14 protein-coding genes are annotated in these 13,970 nt (G+C 71.2%); 11 read left to right on the top strand and 3 right to left on the bottom strand.

Annotation, left to right across the window (positions count from 1 at the left end; genetic code table 11):
* Positions 1 to 25: 25 nt before the first annotated feature.
* Together OHU89_RS31270 and OHU89_RS31265 are read right to left on the bottom strand one after the other, a co-directional pair.
* Entirely contained in the window at positions 26 to 1,690 is a 1,665-nt protein-coding gene (locus tag OHU89_RS31270) for a hypothetical protein (protein WP_405647812.1), read from the bottom strand.
* 115 nt (positions 1,691 to 1,805) lie between these two features.
* The gene (locus tag OHU89_RS31265) at positions 1,806 to 2,435 is read right to left on the bottom strand and encodes a PH domain-containing protein (protein ID WP_405647810.1); all 630 of its coding nucleotides are present in this window, start codon (positions 2,433 to 2,435) and stop codon (positions 1,806 to 1,808) included.
* 184 nt (positions 2,436 to 2,619) lie between these two features.
* Here OHU89_RS31265 and deoC point away from each other — a divergent pair, with 184 nt between their 5' ends.
* The 3 genes from deoC to OHU89_RS31250 are packed head-to-tail and all read left to right on the top strand — an operon-like array spanning position 2,620 to position 5,931.
* Complete coding sequence (gene deoC, locus OHU89_RS31260) at positions 2,620 to 3,585, top strand: deoxyribose-phosphate aldolase (protein WP_405647808.1); 966 nt, start codon at positions 2,620 to 2,622, stop codon at positions 3,583 to 3,585.
* A 5-nt stretch (positions 3,586 to 3,590) separates the two neighbouring features.
* Positions 3,591 to 5,027: an aldehyde dehydrogenase family protein gene (locus OHU89_RS31255; protein ID WP_405647806.1), complete on the top strand. Its 1,437-nt coding sequence runs from the start codon at positions 3,591 to 3,593 to the stop codon at positions 5,025 to 5,027.
* Positions 5,020 to 5,931 (top strand): aldehyde dehydrogenase family protein, encoded by a 912-nt coding sequence (locus OHU89_RS31250; RefSeq protein WP_405647803.1) that lies wholly within the window; start codon positions 5,020 to 5,022, stop codon positions 5,929 to 5,931. The genes OHU89_RS31255 and OHU89_RS31250 overlap by 8 nt, the downstream gene beginning before the upstream one ends.
* A gap of 67 nt (positions 5,932 to 5,998) precedes the next feature.
* On the opposite strand, the gene OHU89_RS31245 is transcribed toward OHU89_RS31250, so the two are convergent.
* The gene (locus tag OHU89_RS31245) at positions 5,999 to 6,406 is read right to left on the bottom strand and encodes a hypothetical protein (RefSeq protein ID WP_405654728.1); all 408 of its coding nucleotides are present in this window, start codon (positions 6,404 to 6,406) and stop codon (positions 5,999 to 6,001) included.
* A gap of 293 nt (positions 6,407 to 6,699) precedes the next feature.
* Between OHU89_RS31245 and OHU89_RS31240 the strand changes: the two genes are divergently transcribed.
* The 8 genes from OHU89_RS31240 to OHU89_RS31205 all read left to right on the top strand — a co-directional run bounded on the left by OHU89_RS31240 (position 6,700) and on the right by OHU89_RS31205 (position 13,943).
* The gene (locus OHU89_RS31240) at positions 6,700 to 7,434 is read left to right on the top strand and encodes a response regulator transcription factor (protein WP_405647801.1); all 735 of its coding nucleotides are present in this window, start codon (positions 6,700 to 6,702) and stop codon (positions 7,432 to 7,434) included.
* 186 nt (positions 7,435 to 7,620) lie between these two features.
* Positions 7,621 to 7,884: a phosphopantetheine-binding protein gene (locus tag OHU89_RS31235; RefSeq protein WP_266888735.1), complete on the top strand. Its 264-nt coding sequence runs from the start codon at positions 7,621 to 7,623 to the stop codon at positions 7,882 to 7,884.
* Between the two features lie 3 nt (positions 7,885 to 7,887).
* Positions 7,888 to 9,336: a methylmalonyl-CoA mutase family protein gene (locus tag OHU89_RS31230; RefSeq protein WP_405647798.1), complete on the top strand. Its 1,449-nt coding sequence runs from the start codon at positions 7,888 to 7,890 to the stop codon at positions 9,334 to 9,336.
* A 29-nt stretch (positions 9,337 to 9,365) separates the two neighbouring features.
* Entirely contained in the window at positions 9,366 to 10,709 is a 1,344-nt protein-coding gene (ccrA, locus tag OHU89_RS31225) for a crotonyl-CoA carboxylase/reductase (RefSeq protein WP_405647796.1), read from the top strand.
* On the top strand, positions 10,706 to 10,849 hold the full coding sequence (locus OHU89_RS31220) for a hypothetical protein (RefSeq protein WP_405647794.1): 144 nt from the start codon (positions 10,706 to 10,708) through the stop codon (positions 10,847 to 10,849). The genes ccrA and OHU89_RS31220 overlap by 4 nt, the downstream gene beginning before the upstream one ends.
* Positions 10,846 to 12,441, top strand: coding sequence for an amino acid adenylation domain-containing protein (locus OHU89_RS31215; protein WP_405647792.1), 1,596 nt, complete (start codon positions 10,846 to 10,848; stop codon positions 12,439 to 12,441). Before OHU89_RS31220 ends, OHU89_RS31215 begins: the two co-directional genes overlap by 4 nt.
* On the top strand, positions 12,434 to 12,682 hold the full coding sequence (locus OHU89_RS31210; protein ID WP_405647790.1) for an acyl carrier protein: 249 nt from the start codon (positions 12,434 to 12,436) through the stop codon (positions 12,680 to 12,682). Before OHU89_RS31215 ends, OHU89_RS31210 begins: the two co-directional genes overlap by 8 nt.
* A complete protein-coding gene (locus OHU89_RS31205; RefSeq protein WP_405647788.1) occupies positions 12,666 to 13,943 on the top strand; it encodes an MFS transporter in 1,278 nt (425 codons plus the stop codon). Before OHU89_RS31210 ends, OHU89_RS31205 begins: the two co-directional genes overlap by 17 nt.
* Positions 13,944 to 13,970: the final 27 nt, after the last annotated feature.

Raw genomic sequence — 13,970 nt, 5'->3', positions numbered from 1 at the left:
GGCGGCTACCGGCCCGGCCCGTCCGTCACGGCAGCAGCACCAGGGCCGCCGTGAAGACCACCACCTGGGCGAGGGCGAGCGGCCACAGCGGGCGTCCCCGCTCCCGCTCGGTCGCCGAGACGGTCGGCCGCAGCGCGGGGTCCTCCCACATCGCGGTGATCTCGGCGGCGGTGCGCTCGTAGGGGTGGATCCAGCCCCGCCGCAGCTCCAGCTTCGGCCAGCGGGTGCCGTGCATCGTCCAGGTGCGGAAGCCGGCCCGGCGGCTGTCGATCTTCAGCTCGGCGCCCTTGCAGCGGACGACGCGGATGTCGTCCCAGGCGATGTGGTGGATGCGGCGGAGCCCTCTGAACCAGAGGCCCTCGCGGTCGGCGGTGATGGTCCAGCCGAGCCGGTCGGAAAGCAGCAGGGCGCCGCCCAGAGCCACGCTGCCGACAAGGACGTAGCGCCAGAACCAGCCGGACTCGTCCAGGGCGATCGGGAGGAACCACAGGATCACCACCACGGCGGTGAGCCGGTCCAGCCACCCCGCGCGCCACCGCCGCACGGCCCCCGAGCCGAGCTGGGCGACCGCCGCCTCGGCGGCCAGCCGGCCCAGTTCCCGGTACGCCGTCTTACGGGTCCCCGCCCGCTTCTCGCCCACGATGCGGCTGCGTCCGAACCGGTCCGACAGCGGCCGTACGGGGCCTTGCGACCGCTCGATCAGCGGCGGCTCGCCGGGCTCCTCGTCGGCGCTGACGAGGAGGATCTCGGCGCCGTCGTAGGGCGTGCCGTACAGGACGGCCTCGCGCAGGGGGCCGGGCTCCTCGTCGTCGATCCGGTCGAGGGCCTCCCGCATCTCCGCCTCGGCCGCCTCCTCGTCGAAGTCGTCGTCGTCCGCTTTCTCGAAGAAGGGCTCGCCCTCGTCCTCCGGCTCCGACATCGAGACGGTGAACAGGGGGCGCAGCGCGCCCAGGTCGTCGGCCGCGTAGACCTCGGTGTCCACGTCGGCGTTCTCCCGTACGAGCACGCGGAGGACGGGGGCGGGTGCGCCGCGCAGGACGGCGGCGCGGCGGCGGCCGAGGAGCCCGGAGAGGACGGCGGTGAGGCCGAGCCCGATCACGTAGAGGCCCGTCGCCGCAAGCACGTGGCCGTCTCCGAGCCCGAACGTCGCGACCCCCGCGGCACCGGCCGCCGTCACGGCCAGCCCGAACCAGGCGAGGAGCTTGCCCCGCCGGAACGTCTTGCCCTCGTCCGGCGGTACGGCCGTCGCCCCGCCGGCCGCCGCCAGGGCTGCCGCCCGCTGCCGCCCGCGCGCGACGAGCCGCAGCATGGCGAGCGCCCAGGCCGAGAGCAGGACCGCGAGCACGGGCAGGGTCACCGCCCACGTCAGCGGCTGCTGGAGGGGGACCAGGAAGAGCAGAACCGGCACCGAGACCCGTACGACCTCGGGCCGTACCGCCGGCCAGATCGCGTGGAGCGCGACGACGGCCGCGGCCCACGGGCTCAGGTCGGTGGACAGGGCCAGGGCGCCGGAGCCGAGCAGACCGGCCAGCGCCACCCCGACGAGCACGCCCGTGTCGAGCCGCACCGGCACCCACCGGGCCGGCAGGGCCTGTGTCCACCGCTGTGTCTGTTCCCCGTCCCAGGGGAGGCAGCCGTCGGGTATCGCGGAGGCGGGCAGCGGCAGCGGCCGCTGGAGGTTCGTGCTCATTGTCTTCCAGACACTCGGACCACAGGTGTGGTTGCAGTCCTCGGGTCCTTGTTCGGGGCGGCACGCCGAGGTGAGGCCGCATCATCACCCCGGAAACTGTGAAAGGACAGGCGCCTCAGGCCGTTGCGATCAAGATCACCAGCAGTACCGCTCCCGCGACCACCGGCGCGAAGATCTCGTACGCCCAGCGCACGGTCACCTCGCCCTGCGCGCTCTCCGCCGTCCCCCGCGTCTCCATGAACTCGCGCAGGTCGTCCATGATCTTGTCGGTCTCGGCCCGGGCGGGCCCGGCGTCGGGGGCGGGGGCGGGCGCGGCACCGCCGCCGCCGAAGCCGAGCCGCAGCCCGGCGCCACCGCCGCGTTCGGCGCGCGCGTCCTTGCGCGCCGCCCTCTTGCGGGCGCGCAGCGACACCGGGACGGCCCACAGCTGGAACTTGTCGCCGGACTCGGCGACGACCTCATTGGAGTAACCGGACCGCAGCGAAGCGGCCTGCCCCCAGGGCAGCACGATCACCCGGAACGGGTTGCGGATGCGCAGGCGGTCCTCGTTGGCGTAGACGGCGGGGCGGACGGTGAAGGCGACGATCAGCGGGACGGCGAGGATCATCGAGGCGAGTGCCAGCCAGGGGGTGCGGTCCTCGCCCTGGACCAGGGCGTCGATGCCGAGCCAGAGGACGATGGCGAGCAGCAGGGCGCCTCCGGCGATGCCTGCGGGTGAGCGGTAGATGCGGTCCTTGGTCGTCATGCGGGCGATTGTGCCTCAGTTGTTCGCCTTCTCGCCGTGGGGGGCCGCCGAGTGCGCGGGTGCAGGTTCGTCCGTGGTTGCTCGCGCAGTTCCCCGCGCCCCTGGGTGGGTGCGGATCCCCTGCGTTCCGAGGAACCGTTCTTTCGGGGTGTACAGCCGCTACGCGCGTAGATATGCTCGGCTGGTGACCATGCCCACCACTGCATCTCCCGCACACCCGCTTACGGATGTCGCCGCGTCCGACAGCACGCTGCGTGGCTTCCTCCACGGGCTGCCCGGCGTCGACGCGGTCGGCCTGGAGGCGCGCGCCGCCTCTCTCGGCACCCGTTCCATCAAGACGACCGCCAAGGCGTACGCCATCGACCTCGCCATCTCGATGGTCGACCTGACGACGCTGGAAGGCGCGGACACCCCGGGCAAGGTCCGGGCGCTCGGCGCCAAGGCGGTCCGCCCCGACCCGACCGACCGTACGGCCCCCGCGACCGCGGCCGTCTGTGTCTATCCCGACATGGTGGCCGCCGCGAAGGAGGCCGTCGCCGGCTCCTCCGTGAAGGTCGCCTCGGTCGCCACCGCCTTCCCGGCGGGCCGCGCCGCCCTGCCGGTGAAGCTCGCCGACGTGCGCGACGCCGTCGCCGCGGGCGCGGACGAGATCGACATGGTCATCGACCGCGGGGCGTTCCTCGCGGGCCACTACATGAAGGTGTACGACGAGATCACCGCCGTGAAGGAGGCCTGCGGGACCAGCGCCCGTCTGAAGGTCATCTTCGAGACCGGCGAGCTCTCGACGTACGACAACATCCGCCGCGCGAGCTGGCTCGGCATGCTGGCCGGGGCCGACTTCATCAAGACGTCGACCGGCAAGGTGGCGGTGAACGCGACCCCCGCGAACACCCTCCTCATGCTGGAGGCCGTCCGCGACTTCCGCGCCCGGACCGGCGTCCAGATCGGTGTGAAGCCGGCCGGCGGCATCCGCACCACCAAGGACGCCATCAAGTTCCTGGTTCTGGTCAACGAGACCGTCGGCGAGGACTGGCTGGACAACCACTGGTTCCGCTTCGGCGCCTCCTCGCTCCTGAACGACCTGCTGATGCAGCGTCAGAAGCTGGCCACCGGCCGTTACTCCGGCCCCGACTACGTGACGGTGGACTGATCCACATGGCATCTGCATTCGAGTACGCACCGGCACCCGAGTCCCGCTCGGTCGTCGACATCGCGCCCTCCTACGGGCTGTTCATCGACGGCGAGTTCGTGGAGGCGGCGGACGGCAAGGTCTTCAAGACCGTCTCCCCCGCCACCGAGGAGGTCCTCTCCGAGATCGCCCAGGCGGGCGAGGCGGACGTCGACCGTGCGGTGAGGGCCGCCCGCAAGGCCTTCGAGAAGTGGTCGGCGCTGCCCGGCGCCGAGCGCGCCAAGTACCTGTTCCGCATCGCCCGGATCATCCAGGAGCGCAGCCGCGAACTGGCCGTCCTGGAGACCCTGGACAACGGCAAGCCCATCAAGGAGACCCGCGACGCCGACCTCCCCCTGGTCGCCGCGCACTTCTTCTACTACGCGGGCTGGGCCGACAAGCTCGACCACGCGGGCTTCGGTGCCAATCCGCGTCCGCTGGGTGTCGCCGGTCAGGTCATCCCGTGGAACTTCCCGCTGCTGATGCTGGCGTGGAAGATCGCCCCGGCACTCGCGACCGGCAACACGGTCGTACTGAAGCCGGCGGAGACCACCCCCCTGTCGGCCCTGTTCTTCGCGGACATCTGCCGCCAGGCCGGTCTGCCCAAGGGTGTCGTCAACATCCTTCCGGGTTACGGCGACACGGGCGCGGCCCTCGTCGAGCACCCCGATGTGAACAAGGTGGCCTTCACCGGTTCGACCGCGGTCGGCAAGGCGATCGCGCGCCAGGTGGCGGGCACGAACAAGAAGGTCACCCTCGAACTGGGCGGCAAGGGCGCCAACATCGTCTTCGACGACGCCCCGATCGACCAGGCCGTCGAGGGCATCGTCACCGGCATCTTCTTCAACCAGGGCCAGGTCTGCTGCGCGGGCTCCCGGCTGCTGGTCCAGGAGTCGATCCAGGACGAGCTGCTGGACTTGCTGAAGCGCAGGCTCTCCACCCTCCGGCTCGGCGACCCGCTGGACAAGAACACGGACATCGGCGCGATCAACTCCGCGGAGCAGCTGTCCCGGATCACCTCGCTCGTCGAGGCGGGCGAGGCGGAGGGCGCCGAGCGCTGGTCCCCGGCCTGTGAACTCCCGTCCTCCGGCTACTGGTTCGCCCCGACGCTCTTCACGAACGTCACCCAGGCGCACACCATCGCCCGCGACGAGATCTTCGGCCCGGTCCTTTCGGTCCTGAGCTTCCGTACGCCGGACGAGGCCGTCGCCAAGGCCAACAACAGCCAGTACGGCCTGTCGGCGGGCATCTGGACGGAGAAGGGTTCGCGGATCCTCGCCGTCGCGGGCAAGCTGCGCGCGGGCGTGATCTGGTCCAACACGTTCAACAAGTTCGACCCGACCTCGCCGTTCGGCGGTTACAAGGAGTCGGGCTTCGGCCGCGAGGGCGGTCGCCACGGCCTGGAGGCGTACCTCGATGTCTGAGAAGAACGAGAAGACGGACCGTTTTGATCGGCTGTCGGTCTTCAAGACCTACAAGCTGTACGTCGGCGGGAAGTTCCCGCGTTCCGAGAGCGGCCGGGTGTACGAGGTGAGCGACGCGAAGGGCAACTGGCTGGCGAACGCGCCGCTTTCGTCCCGTAAGGACGCCCGTGACGCGGTGGTCGCCGCGCGCAAGGCGTTCGGCGGATGGTCGGGCGCGACGGCCTACAACCGGGGTCAGATCCTCTACCGCGTCGCGGAGATGCTGGAGGGCCGCCGCGAGCAGTTCGTGCGCGAAGTGGCCGACGCCGAGGGGCTGTCGAAGTCGAAGGCGGCCGCTGCCGTCGACGCGACGATCGACCGCTGGGTCTGGTACGCGGGCTGGACCGACAAGATCGCCCAGGTGGTCGGTGGCGGCAACCCGGTGGCGGGTCCGTTCTTCAACCTCTCCACCCCGGAGCCGACCGGCGTGGTCACGGTCCTGGCCCCGCAGGAGTCGTCCTTCCTGGGCCTGGTCTCGGTCGTCGCCCCGGTGATCGCGACCGGCAACACGGCGATCGTGATCGCGTCCGAGAAGGCCCCGCTGCCCGCCCTGTCCCTGGGCGAGGTGCTGGCCACCTCCGACCTGCCCGGCGGCGTCGTCAACGTCCTGTCCGGCCGTACGGCGGAGATCGCGGCGCCGCTGGCCGCGCACCAGGACGTCAACGCGATCGATCTGGCGGGCGCCGATGACGTACTGGCGAAGGAGCTGGAGATCGCGGCCGCGGACAACCTGAAGCGGGTTCTTCGTCCACAGGCTGTGGATTATTCGGTGACTCCGGGGATCGACCGGATGACGGCGTTCCTGGAGACGAAGACCGTCTGGCACCCGACGGGTTCGCTGGGCGCGTCCGGCTCGTCCTACTGACGGCCACCACAGACCGGAGAGCCGCGCCTTCCCACCGTCCTGGGAAGACGCGGCTCTCTGCGTACCGTCAGCCGTTGTTGAGGAGCCCCACGGCCTGGCCGACCACCGGGATGCTGCCGATGGACTGGGCCTGCGCCACCGGGCCGGTCAGCGCCTGGGTGGCCAGGGGCTGGAAGTCGGCGAGCTGGGTGCCGAGGCCGTTGTCGAGGGGGTCGACGCCGGTGCCGGCGAGGGGGTTGGGCTTGAGGCCGCTGACCGGGCCGGTGACATAGCCGACCGTGCTGGTCAGGCCCTGGAGGCCGGCCTGCGGGTCGATGTCGCCCAGCGAGGTGGGGCGGGTGCGTATCACGTCGACGACCGGGTCGGTGTCCGCGGAGGCCGTCGCCGCTCCTGCGCCCAGGGCCACGCCCGCGGTCGCGAGGGCGGCCAGCGCGCGCTGGGCGGTGGGGGTGGAGGAGGACGCGTGTCGGGCCATTGCTGCTGCCGCCTTCGTCTTGCTCAAGGTAATCAGGTCGACACGAAGGGTAGTTGAGGTTCGGCGCGCACTCCACCGCCGACCCGCAGACTTCAAAGGCATCCCCATAGGCGTGAAAAGTAGCAGTCATTTAATGCGGGAATCCGATATGCGGCATTCGAACTATCGACTGAATAAGGCCGCTTGACGTACCCTCAAGATCACTTCAAAGCGGGGGCAACACCCCTGCCGCGGTGCGTGAGTCAGATGACCAGCCTTTCGATCAAGGATGGAATTTGAGACCCGGGGGGGCCATGTCCATACACATAGCCGATGTCCAGCAGCACACGCGCGCCACCGAAACCTATTCGGGTCTCGATGATTTCGAACTGGTGCACCCGGTACACACCGACGCCGTCTGCGGAGTTCTTCGCAGCGCGTTCGCCGAAGCACCGCACACCCGGGGCTTCACACAGCTGACCGGACGCTTCGCCGTCGAGACGATGCATCACCCGCTCTCCGATTTCTCGCGCCTGATCCGCACCGAGATCCTCACCCGCGGACACAGCCTGCGACTGCTGGCGGACCGCGGCGTCATGACCGACCCCCGCTCCCGCGTGCTGCCGGGCGGCGCCAGGGCACGGCAGGTGCAACTGCGCGTCACCGACGCCCCGTTGCCCGACCTGGCCCTGCTGGGTACCGAGCTCGGCCTGGTGCGCACCATGGCGCCGGACGGCCGGCTGCAGATCCTGCTCGCCCGCCGGGAGGCCACGGCCGCCCTGCTCCAGTTCCAGCAGGTGCTGTGGGGCCACGCCGAGGGCCTGACCTCGCCGCGCGACGTCCGTGAGCTGCACCTGGACGAGATCCAGCGCCAGGTGTTGCAGATGCTCGGCTCCGGCATGAAGGACGACACGGCGGCCCGGCAGATGAACGTGTCCGTGCGCACCTACCGTCGTCATGTGGCCGCCATCCTCAAGTCCCTTGACGTCAGCACCCGTTTCGAGGCGGGGATCAGGGCCGCGGAGTACGGCCTGGTGTCCGCGACCTGACAGCGCACCCGGGTCCGCACCAGGGCCCGGGGTGGCAGGTTGCTGCCGACTTTGGCGCCCGGAACCTGTTGCTGCCGCGGCGCGCGGACTTCTAGGTTGATGCAGGAAACCAGCACCCCCACCAGGTAATTGACCCCCGTTCCTCCGTGCCCACGCACGGCACCACGGGCAGAAACGGATGACGGAATGTCCATTGCTTCGGTCACCCTTGCCGAGGTCGAGGCCGCCGTACTCGCCGTGACGGCAGAGGCCCTGAATGTCCCCGAAGTACATCTCGACGACAATCTTCTGGAACTGGGCGTCGACTCCCTGGTCGCCACCCGGATAGTGGCGGCACTGCGCACCCGCTTCGGCGCGGACATCCCGTTGCTCAACATCTTCGAATACCCGGAATTGCGCGAATTCGCCATATCGGTCCTGGACACGATCCAGGACGCACCCCAGGAATGATGCATGGGCATACCGGGCGAGTTCCCCTACGACGCAGGACTGCACCCGGGCGGATACACGACCCGGCTGTGGACCATGCGACAGCTCGCGGGCCTCTACAGCGCCGAGAGCACCAACAGCCGTTTCCGATACCTGCTGGAGATGGGTGAGACGGGCCTGTCGCTCGCCTTCGACCTGCCGACCCAGCTCGGCCTGGACCCCGACGCCCCCGCCGCCGACGGCGAGGTGGGACGCACCGGGGTCTCCGTCGCCACGGTGGACGACCTGAAGACCGTGTTCAAGGAGATCCCGCTCGACCGGGTCTCGGTCTCGTTCACCATCAACGCCACCGCCCCGATGCTGCTCGCGATGTGGATCGTGGCCGCCGAGGAGTCGGACGTGGACCCCGCCGCCCTGCGCGGCACCCTCCAGAACGAGATGCTCAAGGAGTTCCTCGCCCGCAAGGCGTACGTGTACGACCTCGACACCAGCGTGCGCTACGCCCTCGACGTCGTCGAGTACTGCATGGAGCACCTCCCCGGCGTCAACCCCATCTCGGTCTCCGGCGGGCATGCCCGGGAGGCCGGGGCGGACGCCGCGCTGGAGGTCGCCTGTGCGCTGGCGAGCGTGGACGCCTATCTCGCCGGGATGGTCGAGCGCGGGCACTCCGCGGAGCGGGTCGCGTCCCGGTTCAGCTTCATCTTCGGCACCGACATGGAGGTGCTGAAGGAGGCCGCCAAGCTGCGGGTCGCCCGCCGCCGGTACGCGGAGCGGATGCGGGACCGCTGGGGCGTGACCTCACCGCGGGCGATGCGGCTGCGCGCACAGGTCAACACCTTCGGCTCGGCCCTCGCCTACCAGGAACCGCTCAACAACATCGTCCGGGCCACCCTGCAGGCGGTCGCCGCCGTCCTCGGCGGCACCCAGTCGCTGCATGTGTGCAGCTTCGACGAGGCCGTGCAGACACCCGGCCCGCTCGGCGCCCGGATCGCCCTGCGCACCCAGCAGATCATCGCCCACGAGACGGACCTGGCCCGCTACGCCGACCCGCTCGGCGGCTCCCATGTGATCGAGGGCCTCGTCGACGAGCTGGGCAAGGAGGTCGACGACTGGCTGGAGCGCATCGAGGCGCGCGGCGGTGTGGCGGCCTGTATCCGCAGCGGCTGGCTGGAGGGCCAGATCGAGGAGCTCGCCTACCGCGACCCCGGGCCCACCGTGGGGGTGCTGGAGACCTCGCCCTCGGAGTCCGAGCGCCAACTGCTCCAGACCGAGGCCCACACCACGACCGGTGGCCGCCGTGACATCGAACGCCCGGACTGCGAAACCGAGTTGACCAGACTGCGGGACGACGCCCGGGCCGGCCGCAACGTCCTGCCGGCCCTGATCGAGGCGGTCCGGCGGCGGGCCACCATCGGGCAGCTCTGTACCGCCATGCGACCGGCCGACGACCCCTCGGCACCGTCCCTTTCCTGACACTCCCCCACCCCAGCGGAGTTGCACTGATGTCTCAACTGATCGAGGCGGTCCGGCACGGCGCGGACCCGGACGAAATACTGGCCTGCCCCGTACCGGAGTCCTATCGCGCGGTCTTCCTGCGCCGCGAGGACGAGGACCTGTTCAAGGGGATCGACAGCCGCGACAAGGACGTACGGCGCACCCTGCACCTCGGCGAGGTGCCCATGCCGGAGCTGGCGCCGGACGAGGTGCTGGTCGCGGTGATGGCGTCCGCCGTCAACTACAACACCGTCTGGTCCGCGCTGTACGAGCCGATGTCGACCTTCGGGTTCCTGGGCCGGTTCGCCCGCGAGGGCCGCTGGGAGGCGCGGCACGACCGCGACTACCAGGTCGTCGGGTCCGACGCGGCCGGTGTGGTGGTCCGGGTGGGCAGTGCCGTACGGCACTGGTCCCCGGGTGACCGGGTGGTGGTGAACCCGCCGTACATCGACGAGCAGGATCCCGTCGCCCAGCGGGACGGGATGTTGACCACGGGCATGCTCGCCTGGGGGTTCGAGACCAACTTCGGCGCGTTCGGCGACTTCGCCGTGGCCCGCGCCTCGCAGCTCGTGCCGATGCCGCCGCATCTGTCGTGGGAGGAGGCCGCCTGCAACACGCTGTGCCTCGGCACCTCCTACCGGATGCTGATCGGTGACCACGGCGCCCGGATCAGGGCCGGGGACATCGTGCTGGTCTGGGGTGCGGCGGGCGGGCTCGGCAGCTACGCCGTGCAGCTGGTGCGGCAGGCCGGCGGGATCGCCGTCGGGGTCGTCGGCTCGCGGGACAAGGCCGACCTGGTGGACCGGCTGGGCTGCCATGTCGTCGTCGACCGCAACGACGTGGGGCTCGGCGACGACGAGGACGACGCCTCCGCGTGGCGGGCGCTGGGTTCGGTCATCCGCAAGGAGCTCGGCGAGGACCCGCACGTCGCCTTCGAGCACGTCGGCAGGTCCACCTTCGAGACCTCGGTGAACGTGGTGCGGCGCGGTGGTGTGGTGGTGACCTGCGGGTCCAGCAGCGGGTACCGGCACGTCTACGACAACCGCTATCTGTGGATGAAGCTCAAGCGGGTCATCGGCAGCCACGGCGCCAACATCGACGAGGCGTGGGAGGCGAACCGGCTGCTGCGCCTCGGCATGGTCGTGCCCGCTCTCTCCCGCGTCTTCCGACTGACCCAGGCCGCGGAGGCCACCCGCTCGGTACAGCTCAACGCCCACGAGGGCAAGGTGGGCCTGCTGAACCTGGCGACCGCGGAGGGCCAGGGCGTACAGGACCCGGGCCTGCGGGAGCGCATCGGCGAGCCCCGACTGCGCCTCTTCCGCGACCACGCCGGCCAGGTGTCCCGACCGTGACCACCCCGCACGCCGACAGCGCCCCCGAGACCTTCCGCCACCGGCCGACCGGGACACCGGGACCGCTCACCGTCACCGCCCCGGACGAGAACCGGCCGCGGCCCTTCCACGACCACACCGAGCAGGTGGAGCGCACATGACCACCCCGTACCTCAGCATCCCCGAGGCCTTTTGTCGTCAGGTCGCGCGGGCGCCGGAGGCGGTTGCCGTCGGCGGTGTGGGTGAGGCGCTGACCTACGGTGAGCTGGACCGTCGCTCGGACGCGTGGGCGGACGCGCTCGTCGCGTGCGGGGTGGTGCCCGGTGACCGGGTGCTGGTGTGCCTGGAGCGGTCGGTGTCGCTGGTCGTCGGCCTGCTCGCGATCCTCAAGGCTTCGGCGGCGTATCTCCCAGTGGACCTCGGGGAGGCGCCGGCCCGGCTGGCGGGCATCGTCGCGGACGCGGAGGTACGGCTGGCGCTGTGCGACGAGGTGGGTGCCGGGGTGCTGGCGGCGCACGAGGTGCCGGTGCTGCTGGTCGGCCGGTCCGGCGAGACGCCGACGGATACGGCGGCACGGACGCCCCTCGACGTACCCGTGTCCCCGCCGGCCCTCGGCGTCTCCGTACCCCTTGCCGGGCACCGCGCGGACGCCGACGCTCCCGCCCAGCGAACCGCGCCCGAAGACGTCGCCTGCGTCATGTACACCTCCGGCTCCACCGGCCGCCCGAAGGGCGTGCTCGTGCCGCACCGGGCCGTGCTGAACCTCGTTCACGAGCCGAACTACGTCACCCTGGACGGCCACGACCGGCTCCTCCAGCTCGCCCCGGTCGCCTTCGACGCGGCGACCTTCGAGATCTGGGGCGCCCTGCTGAACGGCGCCCGGCTGGAGATGGCGCCGGCCGGGCCGCTCGGTGCGGACGGCCTGGGCGGGCTGCTGCGGGAGCGGGGCATCACGGTTCTGTGGCTGACCGCGGCGCTGTTCCACCGTCAGATCGACTTCGACGCCGGGTCGTTGAGCTCGCTGCGCGTCCTGCTGGCGGGTGGTGACGTGCTGTCCGTCGAACACGTCCGGCGACTTCGCGCGGCCGCCCCTGACGTGCGGATCGTCAACGGCTACGGCCCGACCGAGGCCACCACCTTCTCGCTGTGCCACCGGATCGCGCCGGACGAGGAGTTCCCCCGCTCGGTCCCGATCGGCGTCCCCGTCCAGGGCACCGAGGCCCAACTGCGGGACGACTCCGGGGCAGTCGTGCCCGAGGGCGCCGAGGGCGAACTGTGGATCGCGGGGGCAGGCGTGGGCCCCGGCTACTGGCGCCGCCCCGACCTGACCGCCGAGCGGTTCGTCACCGACGCCGACGGCCGCACCTGGTACCGCACCGGCGACCTGGCCCGCCAACGGGCCGACGGCGTCCACGAGTTCCTCGGCCGGATCGACGGCCAGGTCAAGCTGCTCGGCCACCGCGTGGAACCCGGCGAGATCGAGAACCTGCTCGCGGAGTGCCCGCCCATCGGCCAGGCCGCGGTGGGCGTACGCACCAATCTCGTGGGCGATCCGAAGCTGGTCGCCTGGGTCACCCTCACCGGCCCGCTGGACCGCCGCGCACTGCGCGCCCGACTCCGGCGCGAGCTGCCCGAGTACATGGTGCCGACGCTCTTCGCGGCCGTCGACGCGCTGCCCGTGACCGCCAACGGCAAGGTCGACCGGAACGCCCTGCCGACCCCCGACTGGCGACGTAAGGAGAACTATGTCTGAGGTGCGCGACCGGCTCACGGACACCGTCACCGCGGTCTGGACCGAGGTGCTCGGCATCGACGGGATCGGGCCCGACGACGACTTCTTCGACCTGGGCGGCGACTCCCTGGTGGCCACCCGGCTCACCGCCCTGCTGGAACAGCGGCTCGGTGTCGCGATCGACGTACTGACGGTGTTCGACCACCCCACGATCGGGGAGCTCGTCACGGAACTGGAGAAGGCACATGGCGACCGGCTCTGAGACCGCCGGGAGCGGAGCGCCGGCGCCCGCTCCGAACAGGCGGAACGTACGGCTGTGGCTGGCCGGGACATCCGTCTCGCTGTTCGGCGATGCCGCGCTGTGGATCGCGCTCGGCATCTGGATGAAGGACCTGACGGATTCCAACGGCGCGGCCGGACTGGCCTTCGCCGCCTATGTGCTGCCCCGCCTCGGCGCCCCGTTCCTCGGACTGGTCGTGGACCGCTACCGGCGCCGGCCACTGATCGCGCTGATCAACTTCGCGCTGGCCGGCTGGGTGTGCCTGGCCTTCCTGGTCCACGACAAGGACCAGGCGTGGCTGCTGTACCTGGTGCTGTTCGGCATCGGCCTGGGCGTCGGCATGCACAACGCGGCGGGCAGCGCACTGCTCACCCGCCTGGTGCCGGCCGAGGAACTGGGCCCCACCAACGCGCTGATGCGCACGCTCCAGGAGGGCGGCATGCTCGTCGCGCCCGCCGTCGGCGCGGCGCTGTACACCTGGGTCGGGCCGCGTGCCGTGGCCGGTCTGGAAGTGGTGACGTTCCTGGCGTGCGCCCTGTGCGTGCTGGCGGTGAAGGTCGACGAGCCCGAGCCGCAGCGGCCCGACGGCAAGCTCGCCCAGGAACTCCTGGCCGGCGTACGGCATCTGGGACGCACCCCGCAGCTGCGCGCGGTCTCCGTGGCCATGGGGCTCGGCCTGCTGGGCTTCGGCTTCATCGAGACGCTGATCTACGCCGTCGCCGACGAGGGTCTGCATCGCAGCGCGTCGTTCGTCGGGGTGCTCACCGTCGTCAAGGGCGTCGGCTCGGTGCTGGGCGGCCTCGCCGGGGTGCGGGTGCTCAAGCGGATGGGGCCGGGCCGGGAGGCGATGCTGACCGTGTTCGGGCTCGGCACGATGGGCCTGGGCTGCGCCCTGCTCGTCCTGCCCGGCGTGGTGGCGGCGCTGGCGGGTGTCTTCGTGATCGGCCTGGGCATCCCCGGCGCGGTCGTCGGCCTGTACACCTCCGTGCAGCGCAACTCCCCCGACCGGCTCCAGGGCCGGGTCGCCTCGGCGGCGAGCATGCTCGCGACCGCGCCCCAGGTGCTGGCCGTGTTCACCAGCGCCGCGCTGGTGGCGAGCGTCGACTTCCGGGTGCTGCTGGGCGTGATGACCGTCCTGGTCCTGGGCGGCTCCGGCTACCTCGCCCTGCGGATGCGCGGCTTCCCCGCCGCGCCGCGGCCCACCCCCGCGCAGCCGCACTCCGCGCCCGCCGCCGCGGAGTGACGTACCGCCGCGCCCGCACCTTCCGAA

It is taken from the genome of Streptomyces sp. NBC_00019, from assembly GCF_045041015.1.
In the GTDB taxonomy this organism is placed as follows: domain Bacteria; phylum Actinomycetota; class Actinomycetes; order Streptomycetales; family Streptomycetaceae; genus Streptomyces.
The sequence above is the reverse complement of the archived record's forward strand: the minus strand, read 5'-3'. Positions and strand labels throughout refer to the sequence as shown.

What these genes read in the sequence shown, in the direction of transcription:
- OHU89_RS31270 (WP_405647812.1), bottom strand. Translation starts at nt 1,690, where the DNA reads ATGAGCACGAACCTCCAGCGGCCGCTGCCGCTGCCCGCCTCCGCGATA.
- OHU89_RS31265 (WP_405647810.1), bottom strand. Translation starts at nt 2,435, where the DNA reads ATGACGACCAAGGACCGCATCTACCGCTCACCCGCAGGCATCGCCGGA.
- OHU89_RS31255 (WP_405647806.1), top strand. Translation starts at nt 3,591, where the DNA reads ATGGCATCTGCATTCGAGTACGCACCGGCACCCGAGTCCCGCTCGGTC.
- OHU89_RS31250 (WP_405647803.1), top strand. Translation starts at nt 5,020, where the DNA reads ATGTCTGAGAAGAACGAGAAGACGGACCGTTTTGATCGGCTGTCGGTC.
- OHU89_RS31245 (WP_405654728.1), bottom strand. Translation starts at nt 6,406, where the DNA reads ATGGCCCGACACGCGTCCTCCTCCACCCCCACCGCCCAGCGCGCGCTG.
- OHU89_RS31240 (WP_405647801.1), top strand. Translation starts at nt 6,700, where the DNA reads ATGTCCATACACATAGCCGATGTCCAGCAGCACACGCGCGCCACCGAA.
- OHU89_RS31235 (WP_266888735.1), top strand. Translation starts at nt 7,621, where the DNA reads ATGTCCATTGCTTCGGTCACCCTTGCCGAGGTCGAGGCCGCCGTACTC.
- OHU89_RS31230 (WP_405647798.1), top strand. Translation starts at nt 7,888, where the DNA reads ATGGGCATACCGGGCGAGTTCCCCTACGACGCAGGACTGCACCCGGGC.
- ccrA (WP_405647796.1), top strand. Translation starts at nt 9,366, where the DNA reads ATGTCTCAACTGATCGAGGCGGTCCGGCACGGCGCGGACCCGGACGAA.
- OHU89_RS31215 (WP_405647792.1), top strand. Translation starts at nt 10,846, where the DNA reads ATGACCACCCCGTACCTCAGCATCCCCGAGGCCTTTTGTCGTCAGGTC.
- OHU89_RS31210 (WP_405647790.1), top strand. Translation starts at nt 12,434, where the DNA reads ATGTCTGAGGTGCGCGACCGGCTCACGGACACCGTCACCGCGGTCTGG.
- OHU89_RS31205 (WP_405647788.1), top strand. Translation starts at nt 12,666, where the DNA reads ATGGCGACCGGCTCTGAGACCGCCGGGAGCGGAGCGCCGGCGCCCGCT.